The sequence below is a fragment of the Streptomyces spongiae genome (genome assembly GCF_009377185.1).
GTDB lineage: Bacteria > Actinomycetota > Actinomycetes > Streptomycetales > Streptomycetaceae > Streptomyces > Streptomyces spongiae.
Genome location: NZ_VJZC01000054.1, coordinates 1 through 24,760 on the forward strand (window position 1 = coordinate 1; position 24,760 = coordinate 24,760).

20 protein-coding genes are annotated in these 24,760 nt (G+C 70.5%); 12 read left to right on the forward strand and 8 right to left on the reverse strand.

The genetic code is table 11. The features are described from left to right. Positions 1-1,161 (reverse strand): phenylacetate--CoA ligase PaaK (gene paaK / locus FNH08_RS11200; RefSeq protein ID WP_152771309.1); only part of this gene is annotated, 1,161 nt, incomplete at its 3' end. 201 nt (positions 1,162-1,362) lie between these two features. On the opposite strand from paaK, the gene FNH08_RS11205 reads away from it, so the two are divergent. Beyond that, complete coding sequence (locus FNH08_RS11205; protein ID WP_152771310.1) at positions 1,363-2,211, forward strand: alpha/beta fold hydrolase; 849 nt, start codon at positions 1,363-1,365, stop codon at positions 2,209-2,211. 145 nt (positions 2,212-2,356) lie between these two features. On the opposite strand, the gene FNH08_RS11210 is transcribed toward FNH08_RS11205, so the two are convergent. Continuing rightward, positions 2,357-3,976, reverse strand: coding sequence for an acyl-CoA synthetase (locus FNH08_RS11210; RefSeq protein ID WP_322724230.1), 1,620 nt, complete (start codon positions 3,974-3,976; stop codon positions 2,357-2,359). A gap of 179 nt (positions 3,977-4,155) precedes the next feature. On the opposite strand from FNH08_RS11210, the gene FNH08_RS11215 reads away from it, so the two are divergent. The 8 genes from FNH08_RS11215 to FNH08_RS11250 all read left to right on the forward strand — a co-directional run bounded on the left by FNH08_RS11215 (position 4,156) and on the right by FNH08_RS11250 (position 12,934). Then, a complete protein-coding gene (locus FNH08_RS11215) occupies positions 4,156-4,956 on the forward strand; it encodes a crotonase/enoyl-CoA hydratase family protein (RefSeq protein WP_152771311.1) in 801 nt (266 codons plus the stop codon). 149 nt (positions 4,957-5,105) lie between these two features. Further along, on the forward strand, positions 5,106-6,047 hold the full coding sequence (locus FNH08_RS11220) for a Zn-ribbon domain-containing OB-fold protein (protein WP_322724231.1): 942 nt from the start codon (positions 5,106-5,108) through the stop codon (positions 6,045-6,047). Further along, on the forward strand, positions 6,044-7,090 hold the full coding sequence (locus FNH08_RS11225; protein ID WP_322724232.1) for a thiolase domain-containing protein: 1,047 nt from the start codon (positions 6,044-6,046) through the stop codon (positions 7,088-7,090). The genes FNH08_RS11220 and FNH08_RS11225 overlap by 4 nt, the downstream gene beginning before the upstream one ends. Then, the gene (locus tag FNH08_RS11230; RefSeq protein WP_152771312.1) at positions 7,087-8,253 is read left to right on the forward strand and encodes a thiolase domain-containing protein; all 1,167 of its coding nucleotides are present in this window, start codon (positions 7,087-7,089) and stop codon (positions 8,251-8,253) included. Before FNH08_RS11225 ends, FNH08_RS11230 begins: the two co-directional genes overlap by 4 nt. A 99-nt stretch (positions 8,254-8,352) precedes the next feature. Then, the gene (locus FNH08_RS11235; protein ID WP_152771331.1) at positions 8,353-8,580 is read left to right on the forward strand and encodes a DUF397 domain-containing protein; all 228 of its coding nucleotides are present in this window, start codon (positions 8,353-8,355) and stop codon (positions 8,578-8,580) included. Between the two features lie 506 nt (positions 8,581-9,086). After that, positions 9,087-9,806, forward strand: coding sequence for a DUF4394 domain-containing protein (locus FNH08_RS11240; protein WP_228034038.1), 720 nt, complete (start codon positions 9,087-9,089; stop codon positions 9,804-9,806). 164 nt (positions 9,807-9,970) lie between these two features. Continuing rightward, positions 9,971-10,468, forward strand: a complete 498-nt coding sequence (locus FNH08_RS11245; RefSeq protein ID WP_152771314.1) for a hypothetical protein — start codon at positions 9,971-9,973, stop codon at positions 10,466-10,468. A gap of 198 nt (positions 10,469-10,666) precedes the next feature. After that, entirely contained in the window at positions 10,667-12,934 is a 2,268-nt protein-coding gene (locus FNH08_RS11250; protein WP_228034039.1) for a glycoside hydrolase family 95 protein, read from the forward strand. A 72-nt stretch (positions 12,935-13,006) separates the two neighbouring features. Here FNH08_RS11250 and FNH08_RS11255 read toward each other — a convergent pair whose 3' ends face one another. Further along, on the reverse strand, positions 13,007-14,986 hold the full coding sequence (locus FNH08_RS11255) for an N-acetylmuramoyl-L-alanine amidase (RefSeq protein WP_152771316.1): 1,980 nt from the start codon (positions 14,984-14,986) through the stop codon (positions 13,007-13,009). A gap of 270 nt (positions 14,987-15,256) precedes the next feature. Then, positions 15,257-16,396, reverse strand: a complete 1,140-nt coding sequence (locus tag FNH08_RS11260; RefSeq protein WP_152771317.1) for an aminoglycoside phosphotransferase family protein — start codon at positions 16,394-16,396, stop codon at positions 15,257-15,259. A 243-nt stretch (positions 16,397-16,639) separates the two neighbouring features. Here FNH08_RS11260 and FNH08_RS11265 point away from each other — a divergent pair, with 243 nt between their 5' ends. Beyond that, on the forward strand, positions 16,640-18,139 hold the full coding sequence (locus tag FNH08_RS11265) for a DNA-binding protein NsdB (RefSeq protein WP_322724236.1): 1,500 nt from the start codon (positions 16,640-16,642) through the stop codon (positions 18,137-18,139). 58 nt (positions 18,140-18,197) lie between these two features. Here FNH08_RS11265 and FNH08_RS11270 read toward each other — a convergent pair whose 3' ends face one another. Beyond that, entirely contained in the window at positions 18,198-19,628 is a 1,431-nt protein-coding gene (locus FNH08_RS11270) for a PP2C family protein-serine/threonine phosphatase (protein WP_152771318.1), read from the reverse strand. Between the two features lie 439 nt (positions 19,629-20,067). Between FNH08_RS11270 and FNH08_RS11275 the strand changes: the two genes are divergently transcribed. Further along, entirely contained in the window at positions 20,068-20,481 is a 414-nt protein-coding gene (locus FNH08_RS11275; RefSeq protein WP_152771319.1) for an SsgA family sporulation/cell division regulator, read from the forward strand. 39 nt (positions 20,482-20,520) lie between these two features. On the opposite strand, the gene FNH08_RS11280 is transcribed toward FNH08_RS11275, so the two are convergent. Together FNH08_RS11280 and FNH08_RS11285 are read right to left on the reverse strand one after the other, a co-directional pair. Continuing rightward, positions 20,521-21,621: a baeRF3 domain-containing protein gene (locus FNH08_RS11280; protein WP_152771320.1), complete on the reverse strand. Its 1,101-nt coding sequence runs from the start codon at positions 21,619-21,621 to the stop codon at positions 20,521-20,523. 212 nt (positions 21,622-21,833) lie between these two features. Beyond that, the gene (locus FNH08_RS11285) at positions 21,834-23,420 is read right to left on the reverse strand and encodes an alpha/beta hydrolase (protein WP_152771321.1); all 1,587 of its coding nucleotides are present in this window, start codon (positions 23,418-23,420) and stop codon (positions 21,834-21,836) included. 144 nt (positions 23,421-23,564) lie between these two features. On the opposite strand from FNH08_RS11285, the gene FNH08_RS11290 reads away from it, so the two are divergent. Next, positions 23,565-24,308, forward strand: a complete 744-nt coding sequence (locus tag FNH08_RS11290) for a class I SAM-dependent methyltransferase (protein WP_152771322.1) — start codon at positions 23,565-23,567, stop codon at positions 24,306-24,308. Between the two features lie 50 nt (positions 24,309-24,358). Here FNH08_RS11290 and FNH08_RS11295 read toward each other — a convergent pair whose 3' ends face one another. After that, a complete protein-coding gene (locus FNH08_RS11295; RefSeq protein WP_152771323.1) occupies positions 24,359-24,727 on the reverse strand; it encodes a hypothetical protein in 369 nt (122 codons plus the stop codon). Positions 24,728-24,760: the final 33 nt, after the last annotated feature.

Below are 24,760 nucleotides of genomic sequence, written 5' to 3' on the forward strand. Positions count from 1 at the left end.
CTCCCGGACCTCCGGCGTCGCCCCACCCCGCGCCTCGGCCCGCACGGTGAGCACGTCGAGCCGCCCCTCCCGCGTCAGCAGCAACTGAAAGTGCGGGGCCACGCCCGGAGTCCGGAGCACGATCTCCTCGATCTGGGTGGGGAACAGGTTCACCCCGCGCAGGATCACCATGTCGTCACTGCGCCCCGTGACCTTCTCCATGCGGCGGAACGTACGAGCCGTGCCCGGCAGCAGCCGCGTCAGGTCCCGGGTCCGGTACCGGATCACGGGCATGGCCTCCTTGGTGAGCGAGGTGAACACGAGCTCACCCTTCTCGCCGTCGGGCAGCACCTCACCCGTGACCGGATCGACGACCTCCGGAAAGAAGTGGTCCTCCCACACGTGCAGCCCGTCCTTCGTCTCCACGCACTCCTGGGCGACACCGGGCCCGATCACCTCCGACAGTCCGTATATGTCGACGGCGTCGATCGCGAACCGCTCCTCGATCTCCCGCCGCATCGCCTCCGTCCACGGCTCGGCCCCGAAGATCCCCACCCGAAGTGACGTACCGCGTGGATCGACGCCCTGGCGCTCGAACTCGTCCAGAAGGGTCAGCATGTACGAGGGCGTCACCATGATGACCCCCGGCTTCAGGTCCTGGATCAGCTGCACCTGACGTGCCGTCATGCCACCGGACGCCGGGACGACGGTGCACCCCAGGCGCTCGGCGCCGTAGTGCGCGCCGAGACCGCCGGTGAACAGGCCGTACCCGTACGCCACATGGACCGTGTCACCGGGCCGCCCCCCGGCCGCCCGGATCGAACGGGCCACCATGTCGGACCACATGGACAGGTCGTTCTCCGTGTATCCGACGACGGTGGGCTTCCCGGTCGTCCCGCTCGACGCGTGGACACGCCGGATCCGCTCCCGCGGCACGGCGAACATCCCGTACGGATAGTGGTCCCGAAGATCAGCCTTCGTGGTGAACGGGAAGCGAGCCAGATCGGCGAGCGTACGGCAGGCGTCGGGGTGCACCCCGGCCTTGTCGAACGCCTCCCGATAGAAGTCCACGTTGGCGTACGCGTGTCGCAACGACGCCCGCAGCCGCTCCACCTGCAACGCCCGCAACTCCGGCCCGTCCAGCCGTTCCCCCGCGTCCAGCAGCCCCGTCGCATCTCTCATGGGCACACTCTCCCTCGCCGACCCGCATGCCACGCACTCACGACCGATCATTCGGTCGCTTTGCCCATGATCAGTAATCCAGTACGCAGGGCCCCGGGCAAGACACCGGCCCGTACTTTTCCCTTTTTCCCGCGCCGCCCCCATCATGAGCTCGGAGAACTCTCTTGCGATGATCACCCCGGGGCCGTCAGGATCTGCGGTATGCCGACCTTCACCGCGCCCGACGGGACCGAGCTGGTCTACCACCTGAAGGGGCAGGGGGAGCCGCTCGTCGTGCTGCCGGGTGGGCCGATGCGGGCTTCCGAGTACCTCGGGGATCTGGGAGGGCTGGACGTCCATCGGCAGCTCGTGCTGCTCGATCTGCGCGGCACCGGGCAGTCGGCGGTGCCCAGGGATCCGGGGACGTACCGGTGCGACTGGCTCGTCGACGACGTGGAGGCGCTGCGGGTGCGGCTGGGCCTCGACCGGATGGACGTGCTCGCGCACTCGGCGGGCGGGAGTCTCGCCATGCGGTACGCGGCGGCGTATCCGGAGCGGGTGGCGCGACTCGCCCTGATCACGGCGACGCCCTGGGCGGTCGGCATGCCGGCGACCGTCGAGGACCGGCTGGAGGCGGCCCGTCTGCGCGAGGGTGAGCCGTGGTTCGAGGACGCGTACCCGGCGTTCGAGGCGGCCTGGACCGGACAGGGCCCGGAGGACGACGACATGATGACGTACGCCCCCTTCTTCTACGGCCGCTGGGACGCCGCCGCCAGGGCCCATATGGCCGCCGACGAGCACCAGGTCAACGAGGAGGCCTCCGAGGTGTACGGCTCCGAGGGCGCGTACGACCCGCCGGCGACCCGGGCCGCACTCGCCGAGCTCGACGCACCGGTGCTCGTGTACGCCTCCGAGCTCGACGGCGGCCCCCGCCCCGCGCTCGCGCGTCGTGCCGCCGGCCTGTTCCTCCACGCCGAGTTCGTGGTCCAGCCAGGCGGAGGCCACTATCCCTGGCTCGACGACCCCGAGTGGTTCGTGGGGCGCGTCGCGGAGTTCTTCGCCCGACGCTGACGGGCTGCCCCCAGCCCGTCCGGCGTTTGAGGACGAGGCCGCAGGCCGATGCGGGGTCTGGGGGCGTAGCCCCCCAGGGATGGGACGGGTAGGGGCGGCGGGGGCGACAACCATCCCGTGAGGTCGGGCGCGGCGCCAGCCCGGTTCAGTGATCCGCCGCCACGGCCACCGACCGCGCCCACCGGTAGTCCGCCTTGCCACTGGGAGAGCGCTGGATGCTGTCCGTGACGACCAGCTGGCGGGGGATCTTGTACCCGGCGAGACGGGCCCGGCAATGGGACTGAATGTCCTCCAGCGACAACAAGGGCGCCCCCGCTCGCAGTTGGACCACGGCTGCGACATGGTTGCCCCATGTCGCGTCCGGCACCCCGGCCACCAGGGCGTCGTACACGTCCGGATGGGCCTTGAGGGCCTGCTCGACCTCCTCCGGGTAGACCTTCTCGCCGCCCGTGTTGATGCACTGGGATCCACGGCCGAGGACCGTGACGACGCCCTCCCCGTCCACGGTCGCCATGTCGCCGAGGAGGACCCAGCGCTCCCCGTCCTTCTCGAAGAAGGTCTCGGCGGTTTTCCTCGGGTCGTTGTAGTAGCCCAGCGGTACGTGCCCGCGCTGGGCGACCCGGCCGGGCACACCGGCCGGGACCGGCTCGTACGTGGCCGGATCGACCACCTGCGTACGGGAGTTGACGCGGATCCGGAAGCCGCGCTCCGGACCCGAGTCCGCCGTCGCCGTGCCGTTGAAACCGGACTCCGAGGAGCCGAAGTTGTTCAGCAGCATCACGTTCGGCACGAGCGCCTGGAACTGATCCCGCACCGTGTCGGACATGACCGCGCCGGAGGACGACACGCTGAACATCGAGGAGCAGTCCGTGCCCTTCATCGGCCCGCCCAGCGCGTCGATCAGCGGCCGGAGCATCGCGTCGCCCACCAGCGACATACTGGTGACCTTCTCCTTCTCGATCGTCCGCAGGACCTCCTCCGGGACGAACTTCCGGTGCAGTACGACCCGTTGGCCGAAGTTGAACCCGATGAACGCCGTGAGGGTCGACGTGCCGTGCATGAGCGGGGGGGTGGGGAAGAAGGTGATCCCGTCCCCGCCGGCCGCCACCCGCTCGGCGAGCTCCTCCGGCTTCTTCACCGGCTCACCCGTCGGCGCACCGCCGCCCAAGCCCGAGAAGAACAGATCCTCCTGACGCCACATCACCCCCTTGGGCATGCCCGTCGTGCCACCGGTGTAGATGATGAACTGGTCGTCCGCCGAGCGCGCGGGGAACCCCCGTTCGGCAGAACCGGAGGTCTCGGCGTCGGCGAAGTCCACCGCGTCCAGTGCCGGCGCGTCGGGCTCGGGCGTCCCGACCCGGATGAGGTGCCGTAACGCCGATGCCTGCGGCAGCGCCGCCGCCACCCGCTCCGTGAACTCCGCGTCGAAGACGAGCCCCACCAGGTCCGCGTCCCGGTAGAGGTAGACCAACTCGTCCTCCACGTAACGGTAGTTGACGTTGACCGGCACGGCGCGCGCCTTCAGGCAGCCCAGTGCGGTCTGCAGGTACTCGATGCCGTTGTAGAGGTGGAGCCCGACGTGCTCACCCGGGCGTATCCCGCTGTCGATCAGATGGTGGCCGATGCGGTTCGCCGCCGCGTCCAGTTCCGCGTATGTCAGGCGGCGCTCCGCGCCCGTACCGGGGTGGTCGATGTACACGAGAGCCTCGCGGTCGGGGACCACATCGACGACCGACTCGAACAGGTCGGCAAGGTTGTACTCCACCGCTCCTCCTCACCCCGAACGTCCACGGCTGCCGTACTGACTTGCCGGTCATCAGAGCAAAGGCCGCCACAACTGTGAAGGGTCCGCGCACAAGAAATCTGACTGAGTGTCAGAAAACCCTTGAAGTGGCTCGGCGCCTCCTGCAACCTGTTCTCGTTCTGACTCCAGGGAGGTCGGCGATGGGTGGGACGGAACACCTCACCGTGCGGCGCGAGGGCGCCACACTGGTGCTCACGCTCAACAGGCCGGAAGCGAAGAACGCGCTCTCGTTGCCCATGCTCGTCGGGCTGTACGACGGCTGGGTCGAGGCCGACGCGGACGACTCGATCCGCTCGATCGTGTTCACCGGCGCCGGCGGCACGTTCTGCGCGGGCATGGACCTCAAGGCCCTCGCCGGGAAGGGCATGGAGGGGCAGCAGTACCGCGACCGGCTCAAGGCGGACCCCGACCTGCACTGGAAGGCGATGCTGCGCCATCACCGGCCCCGCAAGCCGGTGATCGCCGCCGTCGAGGGGCACTGCGTCGCGGGCGGCACGGAGATGCTCCAGGGCACCGACATCCGGGTCGCGGGGGAGTCCGCCACTTTCGGCCTCTTCGAGGTCAGGCGCGGACTGTTCCCCATCGGCGGCTCCACCGTCCGTCTCCAGCGCCAGATCCCGCGCACCCACGCCCTGGAGATGCTGCTCACCGGCCGCCCCTACAGCGCCCGGGAAGCCGCCGGCACAGGGCTCGTCGGGCACGTCGTCCCCGACGGGACGGCGCTCGCCAAGGCCCTGGAGATCGCCGAGCAGATCAACGCCTGCGGCCCCCTCGCCGTCGAGGCGGTCAAGGCATCCGTGTACGAGACCGCCGAGTTGACCGAGGCGGACGGGCTCGCCGCCGAACTCAAGCGCGGCTGGCCGATCTTCGACACCGCCGATGCCAAAGAGGGGTCCCGCGCCTTCGCGGAGAAGCGGGCGCCTGTCTACCGGCGTGCGTAGGTGCTCCGCTGGTTGCCGGTTCACTGTCTGCGGGTTCGTTGTGGCTGGTCGCGCCCACGCGGCGGAGCCGCACATCGATACAGCCCCGCGCCCCTAATGGGCCTGCGGCCCATCACGGGGCGCTGCCCCCTGTTTCGTGAGGAGATGCCGTGCCCGAAGTGCTCAAAGCTCCCCTCGTCGTCGAGTTTCCCTTCACCCGCTCCCTCGGCCCCGTGCAGAGCGCCTTCCTCACCGGGCTGCGCGAACGCGTCGTCCTCGGCGTGAAGACCGGCGACGGCCGCGTCCTCGTGCCACCCGTCGAGTACGACCCGGTCACCGCCGAGGAGATCCGCGACCTCGTCGAGGTCGCGCCCACCGGCACCGTCACCACCTGGGCCTGGAACCACGCCCCGCGCCGCGGTCAGCCCCTCGACACGCCCTTCGCCTGGGTCCTGGTGAAGCTCGACGGCGGCGACACGGCCCTCCTGCACGCCCTCGACGCGCCCGGACCCGACGCCGTGCACACCGGCATGCGCGTCCGTGTCCGCTGGGCCGCCGAACGCGAGGGCGCGATCACCGACATCGCCTGTTTCGAGCCGTACGACGGCGAAGCGGCCGAACCCCCGGGTCACAGCGGCGAGTTCGAGGACGCGGTCACCGGCATCGTCGCCCACGCCCGCCTCGACTACACCTACTCGCCGGGCCGCGCCCAGATCGCCTACATCGCCGCGCTCTCCGGCCGGCGGACCGTCGGCGAGCGCTGCCCGTCCTGCCGCAAGGTGTACGTCCCGCCGAGGGGCGCCTGTCCCACCTGTGGTGTCGCCACGTCCGAGCAGGTCGAGGTCGGTCCAGCGGGCACCGTCACCACCTTCTGCATCGTCAACATCAAGGCGAAGAACCTCGACATCGAAGTCCCGTACGTCTACGCCCACATCGCCCTCGACGGCGCCGACCTCGCGCTGCACGGGCGCATCGGCGGCATCCCGTACGACCAGGTGCGCATGGGCCTGCGGGTCGAACCGGTGTGGACCGAGGGCGGCCGGTACCCGGACCACTACCGGCCGACCGGCGAACCCGACGCGGACTACGAGACGTACAAGGAGCTGCTGTGACCCGCGAGATCGCCGTCGTGGCCTTCGCACAGTCGGACACCCTGCGCACCACCGAGGAACAGTCCGAGGTGGAGATGCTCATGCCGGTCCTGCACGACGTCCTCGAACAGACCGGCCTCAAGACCGCCGACATCGGCTTCACCTGCTCCGGATCCAGCGACTACCTCGCGGGCCGGGCCTTCTCCTTCACCCTCGCCCTCGACGGCGTCGGTGCCTGGCCGCCGATCTCGGAGTCGCACGTCGAGATGGACGGAGCCTGGGCGCTCTACGAAGCATGGACCAAGCTGCTCACCGGTGACGCCGACACCGCCCTCGTCTACTCGTACGGCAAGTCCTCACCCGGACCCCTGCGCGACGTCCTGACCCGGCAGCTCGACCCGTACTACGTGGCGCCCCTGTGGCCGGACTCCGTCGCCCTGGCCGCACTGCAGGCGCAGGCGCTCATCGACGCGGGCGACACCGACGAGTCGGCGCTCGCCGCCGTCGCGGCCCGCTGCCGTACGGACGCCTCAGTCAACTCCCGTGCCCAGCTACGGGGTTCGGTGCCGCAGGGGGACTATCTCGTACGGCCCCTGCGTACCGGAGACTGCCCGCCCATCGGCGACGGCGCCGCCGCCGTGATCCTCGCGGCGGGGGAGCGGGCCCGTGAGCTGTGCGCGCGGCCCGCCTGGATCCGGGGCATCGACCACCGCATCGACGCGCACGCTCTCGGTGTGCGCGACCTGACCGACTCGCCGTCCACCCGGCTGGCCGCCGAGAAGGCCGGGGCTTTCGAACGACCCGTCGACACCGCCGAGTTGCACGCGCCCTTCACCTCGCAGGAGGTCGTCCTGCGCAAGGCCCTGGAGCTCGACGACACCGTACGCGTCAACCCGTCGGGCGGTCCCCTCGCGGCCAACCCGATCATGGCCGCCGGGCTCGTCCGCATCGGCGAGGCCGCCGCCCGCATCCACCGGGGCGAGTCCGACCGGGCGCTCGCACACGCGACATCGGGCCCCTGCCTGCAACAGAACCTGGTAGCCGTCCTGGAGGGGGAGTCATGAGCAAGGAGCCCGTGGCCGTCGTCGGGATCGGCCAGACCAGGCATGTGGCGGCCCGCAGGGACGTGTCGATCGCCGGACTCGTACGGGAGGCGGCCCAACGAGCCCTCCAGGACGCGGAGTTGACTTGGGCCGACATCGACGCCGTCGTGATCGGCAAGGCACCGGACTTCTTCGAGGGCGTGATGATGCCCGAGCTGTACCTCGCCGACGCGCTCGGCGCCGTGGGCAAGCCCATGCTGCGGGTGCACACGGCCGGCTCGGTCGGCGGGTCGACCGCGCTCGTCGCCGCGAACCTGGTAGCCGCCCGCGCGCACGGCACCGTCCTGACCCTCGCCTTCGAGAAGCAGTCCGAGTCGAACGCCATGTGGGGGCTCTCCCTGCCGATCCCGTTCCAACAGCCCCTGCTGGCGGGCGCGGGGGGCTTCTTCGCCCCGCACGTGCGCGCGTACATGCGGCGCACCGGCGCACCCGACACGGTCGGCTCGCTCGTCGCGTACAAGGACCGGCGCAACGCCCTCAAGAACCCCTACGCGCACCTCCACGAGCACGACATCACCCTGGAGAAGGTCCAGGCCTCTCCCATGCTCTGGGACCCGATCCGCTACTCCGAGACCTGCCCCTCCTCCGACGGCGCCTGCGCGATGGTGCTCACCGACCGTGCGGGCGCGGCCCGTTCGCCGAGGCCGCCCGCCTGGATGCTCGGCGGGGCCATGCGCAGCGAACCGACCCTGTTCGCCGGCAAGGACTGTGTGTCGCCGCAGGCGGGCAAGGACTGCGCGGCCGACGTGTACCGGCAGGCGGGCATCGCCGACCCGCGCCGCGAGATCGACGCGGTCGAGATGTACGTGCCGTTCTCCTGGTACGAGCCCATGTGGCTGGAGAACCTCGGCTTCGCCGACGAGGGCGAGGGCTGGAAACTCACCGAGTCGGGGGTGACCGAGCTCGACGGCGACCTCCCGGTCAACATGTCGGGCGGCGTGCTGTCCACCAACCCCATCGGCGCCTCCGGGATGATCCGGTTCGCCGAGGCCGCGCTCCAGGTACGCGGACAGGCGGGAGAGCACCAGGTGGACAGGGCCCGTCGCGTGCTCGGACACGCCTATGGCGGCGGATCGCAGTTCTTCTCGATGTGGCTGGTGGGCGCCGAACCGCCGGCCTCCTGAACCTCCGCCTCACGTGGCCTGTCGGCGACGGAGAGCGGTCGCTAGTCTGGCGGCGGACGACGAACCGGGAGGAGCACGGACGTGGCCGAGACCACCACCATGGAGCAGCACGCGCTCGCGGGATGGCACAAGCCGGACCTTGACCTCAGCAACGCCGAGTGGCGGTCCAGCAGCCGAGGGCGGGGCGACGTCCAGATCGCCTTCGTCGAGGGCTTCATCGCGATGCGCAACAGCGGCCGGCCCGAGAACCCCACCCTGATCTTCACGCCTGCGGAGTGGGGCGCGTTCATGTCGGACGCGCGAGAGGGGGAGTTCGACCTGACCTGAGGTCGCCGCGAGTGGGGATGAGGGCGGCACGTGACTCCCGCACGGCAGCGGGCTCGCCGTCCCTCTCCACCTCGCCCTGACCATTCGGCACCACGGTCACGTCGGAGCCGTGCGGGCGGGGTCTCGTCTGCCCCGCAAGGCTCGTGGCCGACTGCGGGTTCGTTGTGGCTGGTCGCGCCCACGCGGCGGAGCCGCATATCGATACAGCCCCGCGCCCCTTTCGGGGCGCGCCCAGTCGCCGTCCAGTCGATGTCCAGTCACTCCTCATAGCTTGTGGCCGCCGAGCCGATGGTTCGGCCGAGTGGAGCATGCCGCACCCGCTCCTACCCGCCCCACAGGCTCACCGGGAGGAATGACCGATGAAAGCAGGGCTCAGAAAGAGAATGGCCGCGGCGATCGCGACCGTGTCCGCCGTCGCCGCACTCGTGGTGGCAACCCCGAGCGCCGGCCACGCAGCAGCAACCCCCAGCCTGCAGGCCTTCACGCTCTTGCCCAACGGTAAGACCATGGCCGCGTTCCTGACCGACAAGCCCGGCACGCTCCAGTGGGTCAAGGCCGTCACTGGTCTCGTCGGCGACACCAGCCTGGTCGGACTCGACTTCCGCGTGCAGAACGGCCTCTTGTACGGCGTCGGCAACATGGGCGGCGTCTACACGATCACGTACCCGCCGACGACCCCGGACGTGGTCGTCACCAAGGTCTCCCAGCTCAGTGTCCCGCTGCAGGGCACGAACTTCGGTGTCGACTTCAACCCCGCGGCCGACCGGCTGCGCATCGTCAGCGACACCGCCCAGAACCTGGCGCACAACCTCGCCAACAGCCAGACCACCACGAACACCCCGCTGAGCACGGACGGTGCGACGACCCACGGCGTCGGTGCCGTCGCCTACACGAACAACGACCTCAACCGGGACACCAACACCACGCTGTACGACATCAACACGACCACGGACCAGCTCCTCATCCAGTCGCCTCCCGCCAACGGGCTGCTGGTCGCGAACGGCTCGCTGGGCGCGGACGCCGGCCCCAACTCGGGCTTCGACATCTTCAGCGACCTGTCGGGCGGCAAGACGGTCTCGGTGACGGGCTTCGCCACGCTCCTCTCGGCGGACGGCAGCACGGCGACGTTCAACACCGTCAACCTGTTCACGGGCGAGACGACCTACATCGACACGTTCCCGCTCCCCGTGTCCGAGGTGGCCGTCGCGCTCGACCCCAACCCCTGAGATCCCCTCTACCCACGGTGAGCCCGCCCCGTCGCGCGTCCTCGGGGCGGGCCCACCGCGGTCGGCAGATGCCGAGGTGGGGCGGTCGCGGCGGGCGCGTCGTGATTCCGGATCGGGGGCCGGGCCCCGATCCGGTTTCGCCGCCGGACACGTACCATGGCGGCATGTCCTTCCTCCGCCGCCGCAGCGCCACCCCCGCCGGGCCCGACTTCGACGTACTGGCCATGGACCCGGGCGACTGGCCGGGCAATCTCGGCGCGGGCCTGCTGCCCGCCCCCGACGGCAGCTGCCAGGGTGTCTTCCTGCGTTACGACCTGTTCGGTGGCCGGGGTCCCGCGATGATCATCGGCAACCTCCCGGAGGGTTCACCTGCACGGGACACCGCCGAGGGCGAGGTCCCCTTCGAGGTGGCCCAGCTGCTGCTGGCGCTGGAGAACGACGAGGAGGTCACCGTCGTCGGCTCCGAGGACATGCCGGTGATGCAGGGAGACAACCTCCTGATCGTGCGCCGTCTCAAACTCTCCGAGGGCCGCATCGCCTGCGTCCAGTTCGACCGCAGTGACAACGTCCTGGTGACCATCGCCGCCTGGGACCGCCCCATCACGGACGACCTGTACGCGCTTCTGAAGCCGCTGCCCGCGGAGCTGTTCCAGCAGGGCTGACCCCCGCCGCGCAGGACCGCGCCGTGCAGGACCGCGCCTGGTCGGCTTTTCGCGCGGTCTTGTCATGACCCTTGTTACTTCAGTCATCCCACCATTACCGTCCGGAGCATGTCACTCGAGATGTCCCGGAGGACGACCCTGAAGTCCGCGCTCGGTGGTGCGGGTGCTCTGACGCTGGGTGGGGGAGCCCTCGCGTCGATGGCAGAAGCCGCCGATTCATCCCACGTATCGCGAGAATCCTTGGTGCTGTGGTACGACGCCCCCGCCTCCGACTGGGAGCGCGAGGCCCTGCCCGTCGGAGGCGGTGCGCTCGGCGCCATGGTGTTCGGCACGCTCGCCTCCGAGCGGCTCCAGCTCAACGAGAAGACCCTGTGGACCGGAGGCCCCGGCTCCGTCCAGGGCTACAACCACGGCAACTGGACCGCGCCCCGCCCCGGCGCGATCGAGGACGTCCAGGAGCGCATCGACGCCGAGACCAAGGTCGACCCCGACTCCGTCACCGCACGCCTCGGTCAGTCGCGTATCGGGTACGGCGCCCACCAGACGTTGGGCGACCTCCACCTCGACCAGCCCGGCGCGCCCATGGACACCCCCACCGACTACCGCCGCGCCCTCGATCTGCGTGACGCGGTGGCCACCGTGACGTACACGCACCAACAGGGGTGCCAGTCACGGGAGTTCTTCGTCTCCCACCCGGACGAGGTGCTCGTCGGCCGCCTGACCGGAGGCATCACCCTCACCCTGCGCTACACCTCGCCCCGCACCGACTTCACGACGACGGCCACCGACGACCGGATCAGGGTACGCGGTGAACTCGCCGACAACGGCCTGAAGTTCGAGGCACAGATCCGGGTCCACCAAGAGGGCGGCGCTCTCACCGCGAACGCGGACGGCACGCTCACCGTCACGGACGCCGACAGCGTGTGGTTCGTCGTCGCGGCGGGCACCGACTACGCCGACACCTACCCCGACTACCGGGGGGACGACCCGCACCGGGCCGTGACGAACACCGTCGACGAGGCGTTCCGCAAGGGATACCGGAAGCTCCGGTCGCGCCACGTCCGCGACCACAGAGAGCTCTTCGAGCGGGTCACGCTCGACATCCGCGCCGAGACCCCGGACGTCCCCACCAACGAACTGCTGGCGAACTACACCGGCGGAACGACCCCCGCCGACCGGGCCCTGGAGGCGCTGTACTTCCAGTACGGCCGCTACCTTCTCATCGCCTCATCCCGCCCCGGCTCGCTGCCCGCGAACCTCCAGGGTGTCTGGAACCACAGCACCACACCTCCCTGGTCGGCGGACTACCACGTCAACATCAACCTCCAGATGAACTACTGGCCGGCCGAGGCCGCCAACCTCGCCGAGACCACCGCCCCGTACGACCGCTTCGTCGAGGCCCTGCGCGCCCCCGGCCGGCGTACGGCGAAGGAGATGTTCGGCTCGCGCGGCTGGGTCGTCCACAACGAGACCAACCCGTACGGCTTCACCGGTGTGCACGACTGGGCGACCGCGTTCTGGTTCCCGGAGGCCGCCGCGTGGGTCACCCAACAGCTGTACGAGCACTACCGGTTCGGCGGCTCCACGGCGTACCTGCGCTCCACCGCGTACCCCGTGATGAAGGAGGCCGCCGAGTTCTGGCTCGACAACCTGCGCACCGACCCGCGCGACGGAACCCTCGTCGTGACGCCCAGCTACTCGCCGGAGCACGGGGACTTCACGGCCGGCGCGGCCATGTCGCAGCAGATCGTCCACGACCTGTTCATCAACACCCTGGAGGCGGCCCGGATTCTGGGCGACGACCCCGCCTTCCGTGAGCGACTCGCCACCGCGCTCGACACCCTGGACCCGGGCCTGCGTATCGGCTCCTGGGGGCAACTGCAGGAGTGGAAGGCCGACCTGGACGACCCGAACGACGACCACCGTCATGTCTCCCACCTGTTCGCCCTGCACCCGGGCCGCCAGATCGAGCCGGGCAGCAAGTGGGCCGAGGCCGCGAAGGTCTCGCTCACCGCGCGCGGCGACGGCGGGACCGGCTGGTCCAAGGCTTGGAAGATCAACTTCTGGGCACGGCTCCGCGACGGCGACCACGCCCACAAGATGCTCGGCGAACAGCTCAAGTCCTCGACCCTGCCGAACCTCTGGGACACCCACCCGCCGTTCCAGATCGACGGCAACTTCGGCGCCACTGCGGGAGTCGTCGAGATGCTCCTGCAGAGCCAGCACGACGTGATCGAGATCCTTCCCGCCCTCCCCGCCGCCTGGTCCGACGGCTCGGTCCGCGGCCTGCGCGCCCGGGGCGGCGCCACGGTCGACATCGACTGGACCGACGGCAAGGCCACCCGCATCGCCCTCACCGCTTCCCGCACCCGGCAACTCACCGTACGCAGCGACCTGTTGAGGGGCAAAGACGCCACCTTCAAGGCCGTCGCCGGGCGACGGTACGTGTGGGGAGCCGGAGGCTGACGAGCGATCGGCGATGGCCGCCCCGGGCAGACACGGGAGCGTCGACGCCCGGGGCCGGTCAGGGCTCAATCGTCAGCCACCCGCAGGCAGCACCACCACGTCGGCCGCCCGTACGAACGCCACCCGATGGCCGAACTGGATCTCGAAGTACTGGTCCTTGCCGATCACGACCCGATGCGGAGCCGTGTCGAAGGTCGGGGCGTAGAAGTACTCGCCGGGCACCTTGTCGCCGATCACGTACCGCTGGCCCTCGAGCAGCTTGTACGGCAACGGCGACACCGACTGGACCGGTACGCCCGAGGGATAGGCCGCGGCCTCCGGGTACGCGCGGCCGTACACCGGGACGTCGGAAAGGCCCTTCCTGGGTGTCACGACCAGCCCGGAGGCGCTGACGGCCGTCGGCTGCGCCTTCGGGTTCCTGAACCAGGCCTTCTGGCCCAGGTACCAGATCGCCGTCCAGTCACCCTTGCGCTCGGCCACGGCGTACTGCTGGCCCGTGGAGACGCGCGAACCGACGTCGTTCACGTCGATGGTGGAGGGGCTGCCGTCGGGCCGCAGACCGATGTCCTGGATGAGGGGTGCGCTCTCGTCGGGCCGTGTGTAGAGGCGTACGGCGCTGGAGCCGTGGACCGCGCACGGCTCGCCCTTCTTGACGCAGCCCGTGAACGCCGGCCGGTTCTTCGCGAAGTCGGGGGCGATGGTCACGAGGCTGCCCTTCGGGCCTGCCGTGGCCTTGAACGGCCGGCCCAGCAAGGTGAAGTAGTGCTGCCAGTCCCAGTACGGACCCGGGTCGGTGTGCATGCCCGGGATGGTCGCGGTGGTCGTGCCGGGCACGGTGTCGTGGCCGAGGATGTGCTGACGGTCCAGCGGGATGCGGTACTTCTTGGCGAGGTACGTCACCAGGCGCGCCGACGTCCGGTACATGGCCTCCGTGTACCAGGCGTCGGGCGAGGCGAGGAAGCCCTCGTGCTCCAGGCCGACCGACTTGGCGTTCACGTACCAGTTGCCCGCGTGCCAGGCCACGTCCTTCGTCTTCACATGCTGGGCGATGTGACCGTCGGTCGAGCGCAGGGAGTAGTGCCACGAGACGTAGGTCGGGTCCTGGACCAGCTTGAGTGTGGTGTCCCAGGTGGCCTCCGTGTCGTGGATGACGATGTACTTGACGCTCTGCGACGTGGGCCGGTCGGCCAGGTCGTGGTTGCCGTAGTCACCGTCGCCGAACTCCTCGTACGGCGCCGGGATCCACTCGCAGGCCACGGTCCGCGGACATTCCGTGCCGTCGGCCGCGGCAGTGCGCAGTCCGGCCCGTGCGAGCTGCCCGGTGTCGGGACGCACTCCGGGCTCGGCGGTGAGCGCCACCCGCTGGCCGGCGTCCGTGGTGCGCTGCTCGCCCTCCTGGATCACCTCGAACACGTCGTTCGCGTACGCCGCGGCCGTCGCGCCGTCGTCCGCGCCGGAGAACCGCGCCACCGCCCCGTACCAGTCGGCCGGGTCGTCGCTCAGCGGCTCGCCGAGGTCGTGCTGCGCGGCAGCGAGGAGCGCGGCACCGCCCGCCACGTTGGCCGCGGCGTCGGTGCGCAGTTCCTCCGTCGGGAGCCCAGTCAGCTCGGCCGCCCTCGGCAGGGTCCGCAGGCGCGCCGGAAGCTCGGACTGCTTCGGGAGATCGGCCTTGGACAGCAGCGCCGCACGGGAGTCGTCGCCCCGTGCGTCTTCCGTGCCTTCGCTGTGATGTGGCGCCTCGGCGAGGGCCGTCCGGGCGTCGGTGAGGTGCATCGGCCCGTAGCCGCCCGAGACGCTGGGCGCCCCGCCGTGCGTGTCCCAGCGGGACTGGAGGTACGAAACGCCGAGCAGCACGCTCTGCGGGACGTCGTACGTGGCGGCCGCGGACGCGAAGGCGCTCTGCAGCCGGGTGGCGGAGGGCTGCTCCGCGCTGTCGGACGGGGCCGCGCCGAGCAGCGGAAACAGCAGCGCCGCCGAAGCGGCGGCGAGCGCCGTCCGCTGGACGCGTCTGCGCCCGACGGCGGGCCTGCGGTCGGTGGGGGATCCTCGCAAAGCAGCCTCCTGGGACGGTCGGGCGTGACGGGGCGTGCGGCGCCGAGCGTGGGTCAGTGGTATCGGCTGGCCGATGATCCGTCAATCATGCCCAGGAAAAGACGATTTCCCATGTCAGTCGGGGGCCGAGGGGTTTCGTGGCGCCCACCGCCCGACCTGCGGGGCGTCAGAGGGATGGACCACTGGACCAGTCGAATGGCACGCCCCCGACATGACGAAGGTCCGCGGCGCGCCACCGTCCCAGGCGCACCGCGGACCGACATCCCCCCGTCAGCGAGTGCCGACCGCCGCTCGAACTGCCTTACGGGCGAGCTGGCAGTCGTCATGCAGCCGCCTGAGCAGCAGTCGCTGTTCCTCGCCGGACGACGCAGCGCCCGGGTGGGCCTGCGCCGGTGCCGCCGGGGCCGTGTCGTGCATCGAACGCTGCACGGCCGTTTCGTACGTGCGGATCTCACGCGTGAGCACGAGCATCAGGTTCACCAGGAACGCGTCGCGCGACGCCGGGCCGGCGGACTGCGCCATCTGGCTGATCTGACGGCGTGCGACCGGTGCGTCCCCGAGCACCGCCCACAGCGTCGCCAGGTCGTACCCCGGCAGGTACCAGCCCGCGTGCTCCCAGTCCACCAGCACTGGACCAGCCGGTGAGAGCAGGATGTTCGACAGCAGGGAGTCGCCGTGACAGAACTGGCCGAGGCCCTGGCGGCCCGCCGTGTGCGCGATGCTGTGCATCAGCTTCTGCAGATCGCCCATGTCCCGGTCCGTGAGCAGACCCAGCTCATGGAAGCGCGCGATCCGCTCCGCGTAGTCCAGCGGTGCCTCGAATGTGCCCGCCGGTGGCCGCCACGCGTTCAGCCGGCAGATCGCGCCCAGCACCGCCCGGATGTCCGCGCGCGGCGGCGCCTCCGCCGGATGCCGCTGCAGCGCGGCCGCCCGGCCCGGCATCCGCTCGATCACCAGCGTGCAGTTGTCCGGGTCCGCCGCGACCAGCCGCGGCACCCGCACCGGCGGACGGTGCCGCACGAACGTGCGGTACGCGGCTATCTCGTGCCGGATGCGCTCGGTCCAGATGGGGGAGTGGTCCAGTAAGACCTTGGCGACGGCCGTGCTGCGCCCTGTCGTGCCGACGAGGAGTACGGAGCGCCCGCTTCGGCGCAGTACCTGGACCGGAGCGAACTCCGGACAGATGCGGTGCACCGAGGCGATCGCCGTGCGCAGCTGCGCGCCCTGGGGGCCGGACAAGTCGAGTCTCCCGCTGAGCGGTTGGGTACCGACTCCCGGCACACGCCGCGCCCGGCCGGCGCCGAGTACGGGAGCCGTCGGGCGCGCGGGGTCGAGGAAGGGGCCGCTGCCCCCCGGGCGGGGACGCAGCGACCGGGGTGGGGCGGACACGGAGGACGATGCTGCGTACATGGGGGAAACAGATCCCTTCGTGTGCCTGAGAGTTCGTCGCGCCGCCCGACCCGGCCGCACGGGGCACCCTGGGGAGTGCACCCGTCACATGAACCGGCGACCGGGTCGGGGTGGCGCGTTCCTACCTGACACCAGATGTCCCGTGGCACACCATCTGGCGTGCCCTGGCGAACCCTGGCGAATAGTCCCGCAGCAACTGACAGAGGGCTACTGTCAAGTCAGCCGAGAACCTGGGGGCTTGACGTGAGCGGACAACCCAACACCCGTCTGGCGGACCTGTTCGGCCTGGCCGGCTGGTCCAAGGGCGAGCTCGCGAGGCTGGTCAACCGGCAGGCGGCGGCCATGGGCCACCCCCAGCTGGCGACCGACACCTCGCGGGTGCGGCGGTGGATCGACATGGGAGAGATCCCGCGCGATCCGGTGCCTCGCGTGTTGGCGGCCCTGTTCACCGAGCGTCTCGGCCGTGTCGTGACCATTGAGGACCTTGGTCTGGTCCGGCACGGGCGTGCGGGGAAACGGCAGGGCGGCGGGAGTGTGGAACACCCCGACGGAGTGCCGTGGGCGCCCGAACGGACCGCCGCGGTCCTCACCGAATTCACGGGAATGGACCTCATGCTCAACCGACGCGGTTTGGTGGGCGCGGGTGCCGCGCTCGCCGCGGGATCCGCACTCAACAGCGCCATGCACGACTGGCTCCACACCGATCCGGCCCTCACGGCCGACGCTCCCCGGACCGACAACCCCCTGCATGCCGACCCCGCCGGGTTCGACCGGTACGAGGCGGCCCCCATCGGGTCGCAGGAGATCGAGGAACTGGAGCGCTCGGTCGAGGTGTTCCGGGCCTGGGACGCTGCCCGCGGCGGCGGGTTGCAGCGCAAGGCTGTCGTGGGACAGCTCAACGAGGTGGGAGGCATGCTCTCCTACCGCCACCCCGAACATCTCCAGCGGCGTCTGTGGGGCGTCGCCGCCAACCTCGCCGTCCTCGCGGGCTGGATGTCCCACGACATCGGTCTGGAGCCCACGGCCCAGAAGTACTTCATCATCGCCGCCCACGCGGCCAGAGAAGGCGGTGACCGGCCCCGCGCCGGCGAGGCGCTCTCCCGGGCGGCCCGCCAGATGGTGCACCTGGGCCGGCCCGACGACGCCCTCGACCTCATGAAACTCGCCAAGTCCGGCTCCGGCGAGCAGGTGCTCCCGCGGACCAGGGCCATGCTCTACACCATCGAGGCCTGGGCACAGGCGTCCCTGGGCAAGGGCCAGGCCATGCGGCGCACCCTGGGCGAGGCGGAGGAACTGTTCGTCTCCGACAAGGGTGACGTGCCGCCGCCGAGCTGGATGCAGATGTTCGACGAGGCCGACCTGCACGGAATGCAGGCCCTCGCGTACCGCACCCTCGCCGAGCACGAGCCGGCCGCGGCCGCCATCGCACAGCGCCACGCGAAGCGGGCGCTCGAACTGCGGGAGGCGGGCCGGGACCGGTCGAAGATCTTCGACCACATCTCGCTGGCGTCGGCCTGCTTCATCGCCGACGACCCCGAACAGGCGGACACCTACGCCCGCCTGGCCCTGACGTCGATGGGAACGAACTCCTCCCACCGCACCTGGGACCGGCTGCGCGAGATGTACCGGCTCACCGGGCAGTACTCCAGTTATCCGAAGATCCAGGACCTGCGTGCGGAGATCAAACTGGCGCTTCCCAAAGGATCGTTGAAGGCCGCGAGTGGCAGTAGGGCGCGGGCGTAGTAAGGGGGCTCGTGCCAGTGACCGTGCCGTAGTAACAGCAGGTCGGAACAGGCGGTTGTCAGGAGACGACCCTGGCCACCAGTACGCAGGCGTCGTCCTCGCGCTCGGTCTCGCCGAACTCCTCGACCACCGTGCGTACACAGTCCTGTGCCGTGCGGGCCCCGTCGAAGCGCGGGGCCAGGCCGAGCAGACTCCGGGCGCCCGCCGTGCCGCCTCGCCGTGGAACCAGTCCGTCGGTGTGGAGGAGCAGTAAGTCGCCCTGTTGGAGGGTCACTTCGGCCTGCCCGTAGGCGGCTCCCGAGGTCGCCCCGAGCAGCACGCCGTCCGGGGCTGTCAGCGCGCACCCCGTCCCGTCGCGGAACAGCAGCGGGGCGGGGTGTCCTGCCTGGGCCCAGGTGAGGGTGCGGGTCCGGGGCCGGTAGCGGCAGCAGACGGCGCTGCCCAGGGCGGGCTGGACGGTGGCGTCGAGTAACTGGTTGAGCCAGGCCATGATGTCGCCCGGCTCGGTGCCCGTCACGGCCATACCGCGCAGGGCGCCGATCAGCATCGCCATGTCCGAGGTGACGGTGACGCCGTGTCCGGTGAGGTCACCGACGCTCAACAGGGTCTGTCCGTCGGGCAGTTCGAGGGCGTCGTACCAGTCGCCGCCGATCAGGGCGCTGGTCGACGACGGCAGGTAGTGGGCGGCCACGTCGAGCGTCTGCGGGCCCTGGTGCGGGAGCCGCAGGGAGCCACGCCACGGAGGCAGCACGGCTTCCTGCAACTCGACCGCGAGCCGGTGCTCGGTCTCGGCGATGTGCCGCTGACGTTGGAGCGAGTCACGGGTCTCGCCCACCGTCCGTCGGCAGCGCCGCAGTTCGCTGACGTCCCGCAGCACGGCCCACATCGAGGCGGTGCTGCCGTCGGCGTCGAGCACGGGTTCGCCCATCATGTGCACGGTGCGCACACCGCCGTCCCCGAGGACGATCCGGAACTCCCCGTCGATGCGCTTGGCGTCGACGAGGCAGTCGGTGACCATCGCCGTCAGCCGGGGCCGGTCCTCGTCCAGGACCAGGGACGGCAGTTCGTCCAGGGTGAGTGGCGGGGCGGTAGGGTCACGGCCGAGGATCTGGTACAGCTCACCGGACCAGCTCACGTCGTCCGTCAGCAGGTTCCACTCGGCGCTGCCGACCCGGCTGAGCAGCGAGCCACGCCGGGGTGCGGGGGGCGCGACCGGCAGGACCGATTCGGTGGCGGGCTCGACGGACACCGGGGGAGGGCCGTCCCGCAACTGTGCCAAGTGCTCGTTGAGGTCGTTGAGCTGATGCAGCGCCAGGTCGTACAGCGCGCGCTGCCAGCGTCCCTCGGCGTCCGAACCGTCGCCCGGCGCGTCCCGCCGAACCGCGTCCACGTCGCCCCGCAGCCGTCGCGTCTGCGAAATGAGTGCCTCGACCGTGCCACGCCCGGGGGGCTGGGCGGCCGGGCGATCCGCAGAGAGATGGGGCGGCATGACGTACTCCGATACGAGGACGGTTCGACCAAGAGTGACGGTAGGACCGTTACGACTCTTGCACAGCCTGCGACTCCCTGTAAGGGATTTGGCAACACACGATGCGGTGGTGCTTCTGGCATATGCCGCAGTCCTCACGGGGAGGTCATGTGGCATCACTGAGGTAGGTGTCGAGGCGGTCAAGGCGTAGACCACGTACGCGAGTTGAAGGGTTGCCGGATGCCTGCGCGCCTGTTCTCGCGCTCGCGTTCGACGGCTGTTTGTTCAGTCTCCTCCGGTCGGGTCCCGCGGAGCCGCCCCTGGGCCGCCACGGTGGGTGACACGGGTCACAGTGGGCATCCGCAGACATCCAGAAAAACAGCGTCGTGCGAACCCTCCGCGAGGTCGCGAAGGCACGTCGGCAGAACAGCCGGCTCCCCACCGTCAACGGAGGACGATCATGGACATCACCCTGGAACAGCCCGCCCGTGCCTGCCTGGTCACCGACGACGACCAGGAGCTCCCGGTGCCCGCCACGCTGCGCTACACCTCAGGCGATCCTCTGGCCGTGCACATCGACTTCCCGGCCGACGTCGCGCTCGGAGGAGAAACGGTCACCTGGACCTTCGCCCGCGCACTCCTGGACGAGGGTCTGTGCGTCCCCGTCGGTACCGGCGACGTCCACATACGGCCGTGCGGAGCGTCCCGCACGGTCGTGGAGTTCCACTCGCCGTATGGACTGGCCCTCATCCAGTTCGACACCCCCGCCCTGCGCCGCTTCCTGCTCTGCTCGTACGCCGTCGTCGAGGCGGGCGGAGAGGACATGGGCCCGGTCCTCGACCGAGGTCTGAGCACCCTCTTCGACGGGGTCTGACGTGGTCCGAGCAGGTACAGCCCGGCGGTGACTGCCGGTTCAGTAGCGCAGCACCCCCGCAATCCCCCGGGCGCCCCCGAGCGTGCCGTCCGGTACGAAGCGGACCTCCGCCCCGGTCTCGAGGCACTGCTCGACGATCTCGTCGACGATGTCCTCGCGGGCGTCGAGATCGCCGCTCTCCGCCGGTACGAGGTGCTCGCCCTGGTCGTCGCGGACCGTCACACGGTAGTTCTCCTCCACGGCGAGGAGCCGGACCCGGCCGTCCTCGGCGCTCTGCCAGACCTCGTCGACCCCGGCGGCGAACTCCTTGCGGCCACGGGCCAGTTCGAGCTCGCGGGCCACGGAGTCGATGTTCCTGCGGTCCTCGGCGGCGATCAGTGGCCGGACCGCCTGCCCCACGGCCTCGTGGGAAGCGTGTGCGAGCCCGCCGTGGGGGATGTGGCCGGCGTCCTTGGTGACCGTGCCGACCTCGTCCAGGGCGGACAGCGCGGCCTGCTCACCCGTGACGTACAGCGGCCGGGGGTACTCCCGGAGCACCGCGGCCATGGCCGTGTCGGCGTCGCGCAGGAAGTGGCGGGTCCCCTCGTCCCGGTACGTGCTGGGTACGTCGCCGATGCGTTCCTGGCGCTCCGTGTCCGGGTTCTCCACGAGGTCGCGGGTCAGCGGGAAACCCCCGGTGTGTTCGGCGGCGACGTGGTCACCGGCGCCGTTCCACAGGGACGCCCGGTCGGCGGAGACCGAGAGCACCCAGAACGGCCGCTCGGCGGCCTGCGCGGCCACCAGGTTGCGGGTCAGGAAGGTGTCCGAGAGCACCACGCGCTCGGGCACCGCGCGGGCCAGCGACCACACCTGGTGCTCGCCGGGCGCCGCGAAGATCACCAGACCGTCCTCGGCGTGCGTGAGATCGATCTCCGACAGGGCCTGGTCGAGCTGTGCGGCGACGTCGTTGCGCCGCTCCCGGGTGACCGCCGGATCGGTCTCCAGCTGCCTCTTGGCCTCGGCCAGCACGTTGCGCAGCCGGACCGGGTCCTGGGTGTTGTCGGGTTCGCGGCGGTGCGTGGGGGTCAGCACGGACACCGCCGGATACGGCCGGGGGCGGCGCAGCTCGGTCAGGGTCGCGGGGCTGAGGGTGTGCTCCATATCAGCACCATAGGACTGATTCGCGACTCAGGCATTTGGGGTAATTCTGGATCAAGTGCGGAGTGGGGGCATGGGCGGTGCCCAGTCGGCGTGGAGCGGCAGGCCGACCGGAGGGGTGGCCGACCTGCCTGTTGCCCTGTGTGACGCGCGGGGTGCCCCAGAGGTTGTGGCAGGACGTGCCCGTACGCCCATCGGGGTGAGAGCGGGCGCGCTCAGTCGTCGTCGTCCGGTCCGCACGAACTCCCGTCGGCCGGCAGTGATCCGTACAGCAGGAAGTCGTCGATCTTCTGGTGCACGCACTTCGAGGACCCGTACCCGGTGTGCCCCTCGCCCTTGTTGTCGAGGACGACGGCCGAGGAGCCGAGCCGTTCGGCGGTCTCCACGGTCCAGCGGTACGGGGTCGCCGGGTCACCCCGGGTGCCGACGAGCAGCATTTTCGGGGTGTCGACGTCCCGCACCTTCTCGCGGATGAAGTCGGTGCCCTTGGGACGGCCGTAGCACATCAGCACCTGGGCCAGCCGGTACTGCCCGAAGACCGGCGAAGCCTCCTCGTACCGGGCACGCAGCCGGGCGACGCGCTCGGTCACGCGTGCCGCGGAGGGGCGGTCCGGGTCGTCCGCGCAGTTGATCGCCATCAGCGCGGCCGGGAGGTTGTCGAGCGGGACGTCCGCCGCGTCCACGAGTCCGCCGTCTCCGGTGACGTCGGGACTCGGTGCGTCCGGTGCCGCGATACCGCCGCTCGCGAGCTCCAAGAGGGCCTGTGGGTCGCCGTCTTGGATCAGCGAGGAGAGCGCCTGGGTGAGCGCGGGCCACAGCTGCTCGCTGTACAGCGCCTGGCCGATGGCGCCCACGAGGTCCTGGCCGGTGAACTCCTGCCCGAAGGTCGTCGGCAGGGGGTTCTGGTCCAGCGAGTCGACCAGGTCGACGACCTGCTCCTTGGCCGAGCGCCGGTCCTGGCCGAACGGGCACGTCCATTGCGCGGCACAGGCGTCGAGATAGTTCTCCAGCGCGGTCTGCTGCCCCTCGGCGCCCACCAGGCCCTGCTCGGCGAGGGGTTCGGTGAGCGTGTCCACACCGTCGAACACCATCCGCCCCACCTTGTCGGGGAACTCGGCCGCGTACACCGCGCCCAGCCGGCTTCCATAGGAGAAACCGAGGTAGTTGAGCTTCTTGTCGCCGAGCGCGGCCCGCATCACGTCCATGTCCTTGGCGGCGTCGACCGTGCCTATGTGCGGCAGCACCGGGCCGGAGTGCTCGGTGCACGCGGCGGCTGCCCGCCTCAACTGCCTGAGCGCGGCACCCGGATCGTTCGCGTCGTCCCCGTCGTCGGTGGCCTCCAGGGCCACTTCGGTGCCCTCGCCGCAGCTGACGGGGGAGGAGCGGCCGACACCGCGCGGATCGAAGGTCACCACGTCGTAGCCGTTCGTGAGACCCATGAACTCCTTTCCGCCGAAGGCGAGTTGCGGAACACCCGGGCCGCCGGGCCCACCGAAGTTCAGCAGGACGGACCCGCGATCGTCCTTGCTCGTGGCCCGGTAACGCGCCATCGCCAGTTCGAGGGTCCCGTTCTCGGGCCGCTCGTAGTCCAGCGGTACGGTCACCTTCCCGCACTGCAGGTCCTTCGGCATCTCCATGCCCTCGCACCGGGACCACTTGATCCGCTGCTCGTAGAAGCGGGACAGGTCGGGCTCGTCGGTCTGCACCGAGGCCACCGACGCGATCGACGGCAGGCAGGCCCCGAGCAGGACCAGTGCCACGGCCGCGGCTCCGGCAGCGCAGCGTCTGTGCGTGAAACGCATGCATGCCTCCAGGGACGCCCGGCCGTGGGCCGGGGATACCCCCTGGATCACGATAAGCGGGCAGGTTCCGCGGCGCCTCCGGGCGAGCGGGACGGCCGGATGCGCCGTATGCTGTGCCTTCCGCCGCGCACTACCGTCGTCCCCATGGCCGACGAACTCTTCATTCACCCACGGCTGGCGGCCGTCTACGACCCGCTCGATCCCGACCGCGGCGATCTGGACGCCTACCTCCGTCTCGCGGAGGGATTCGGATCGAGGCGGGTGTTGGACATCGGCTGCGGCACCGGCGTCCTCGCTCTCCGGCTGGCCGAGCGTGGCATCGAGGTCGTCGGTGTCGATCCCGCCCAGGCATCCCTCGACGTGGCCCGGGCCAAGCCGGGCGGTGACCGGGTCCGCTGGATCTGCGGTGATGCCACAACGCTCCCGCCGCTGCAGGTGGATCTCGCCACGATGACAGGCAACGCCGCCCAGCAGATCGTCGAACCCCACGCGTGGCAGGAGACGCTCAAGGGCGCCTACGAGGCACTGCGTCCAGGTGGGTACTTCGTCTTCGAGACCCGGGACCCGTCCCGGCGTGCCTGGGAGACGTGGAACCGCGAGGCCACCTACCAGGTCACGGAGATCCCGGGCGTCGGTGCGGTCGAGTACTGGGTGGAACTGATCGCGGTCACCGGGCCGTTGGTGACCTTCCGCAGTCACTACGTCTTCGCCGCCGACGGCCAGGCCCTGACCTCCGACTCCACCCTGAGGTTCCGCGAACGGAAGGAAGTCGAAGCGGACCTGACCGCACAGGGGTTCATCCCGCAAGAGGTACGGGACGCGCCCGACCGTCCGGGCAAGGAGTTCGTCTTCATCGCCCGTCGGCCGGCCTCGACGAGCACTGTGTGACCTCGCACGCGGGATCGAACTGACGACCCCTGCGACAGCGATGCCGGCCTTCAGCCGACGTCCCGCTCGGGCGGGATCCAGCGCGCGTCGAGCCTGTCGACGAGCCGGCGGAGTTCGCGGGCGGCTTCCCGCGCGAGGGCGTGCAGGACGGAGTCGAGGAGCATCCTCGCCTCGAACGGGTCGCCGCAGCAGTCCCAGTGATCATTGCCGAACTCGTAGGCGTGCCACTGCCCGCGTGCCGGGCTCTGGACGCAGTCGCGCCAGAGCCGCAGGGCCGTGGCGACGTCCCCCGGCCACAAGTGGTTCCGGGTGCGTTCGAGACGGGCGATCTCGCTCAGCGCGCGTGCTGACAGGCCGTCGATGACGGGTGTGATGTCGTGGGCCCCGCCCCGGGGGCGCTGCGGCCGTCTACGCGGCATGGACCTTTCGGTTGGTCGTCATGCGGCAGATGC

Excerpts from the sequence above, each read along its gene's own strand:
- FNH08_RS11205 (WP_152771310.1), top strand. The coding sequence starts at position 1,363 with ATGCCGACCTTCACCGCGCCCGACGGGACCGAGCTGGTCTACCACCTG.
- FNH08_RS11215 (WP_152771311.1), top strand. The coding sequence starts at position 4,156 with ATGGGTGGGACGGAACACCTCACCGTGCGGCGCGAGGGCGCCACACTG.
- FNH08_RS11230 (WP_152771312.1), top strand. The coding sequence starts at position 7,087 with ATGAGCAAGGAGCCCGTGGCCGTCGTCGGGATCGGCCAGACCAGGCAT.
- FNH08_RS11235 (WP_152771331.1), top strand. The coding sequence starts at position 8,353 with ATGGAGCAGCACGCGCTCGCGGGATGGCACAAGCCGGACCTTGACCTC.
- FNH08_RS11240 (WP_228034038.1), top strand. The coding sequence starts at position 9,087 with ATGGCCGCGTTCCTGACCGACAAGCCCGGCACGCTCCAGTGGGTCAAG.
- FNH08_RS11245 (WP_152771314.1), top strand. The coding sequence starts at position 9,971 with ATGTCCTTCCTCCGCCGCCGCAGCGCCACCCCCGCCGGGCCCGACTTC.
- FNH08_RS11250 (WP_228034039.1), top strand. The coding sequence starts at position 10,667 with ATGGCAGAAGCCGCCGATTCATCCCACGTATCGCGAGAATCCTTGGTG.
- FNH08_RS11260 (WP_152771317.1), bottom strand. The coding sequence starts at position 16,396 with ATGTACGCAGCATCGTCCTCCGTGTCCGCCCCACCCCGGTCGCTGCGT.
- FNH08_RS11270 (WP_152771318.1), bottom strand. The coding sequence starts at position 19,628 with ATGCCGCCCCATCTCTCTGCGGATCGCCCGGCCGCCCAGCCCCCCGGG.
- FNH08_RS11275 (WP_152771319.1), top strand. The coding sequence starts at position 20,068 with ATGGACATCACCCTGGAACAGCCCGCCCGTGCCTGCCTGGTCACCGAC.
- FNH08_RS11280 (WP_152771320.1), bottom strand. The coding sequence starts at position 21,621 with ATGGAGCACACCCTCAGCCCCGCGACCCTGACCGAGCTGCGCCGCCCC.
- FNH08_RS11285 (WP_152771321.1), bottom strand. The coding sequence starts at position 23,420 with ATGCGTTTCACGCACAGACGCTGCGCTGCCGGAGCCGCGGCCGTGGCA.
- FNH08_RS11290 (WP_152771322.1), top strand. The coding sequence starts at position 23,565 with ATGGCCGACGAACTCTTCATTCACCCACGGCTGGCGGCCGTCTACGAC.
- FNH08_RS11295 (WP_152771323.1), bottom strand. The coding sequence starts at position 24,727 with ATGCCGCGTAGACGGCCGCAGCGCCCCCGGGGCGGGGCCCACGACATC.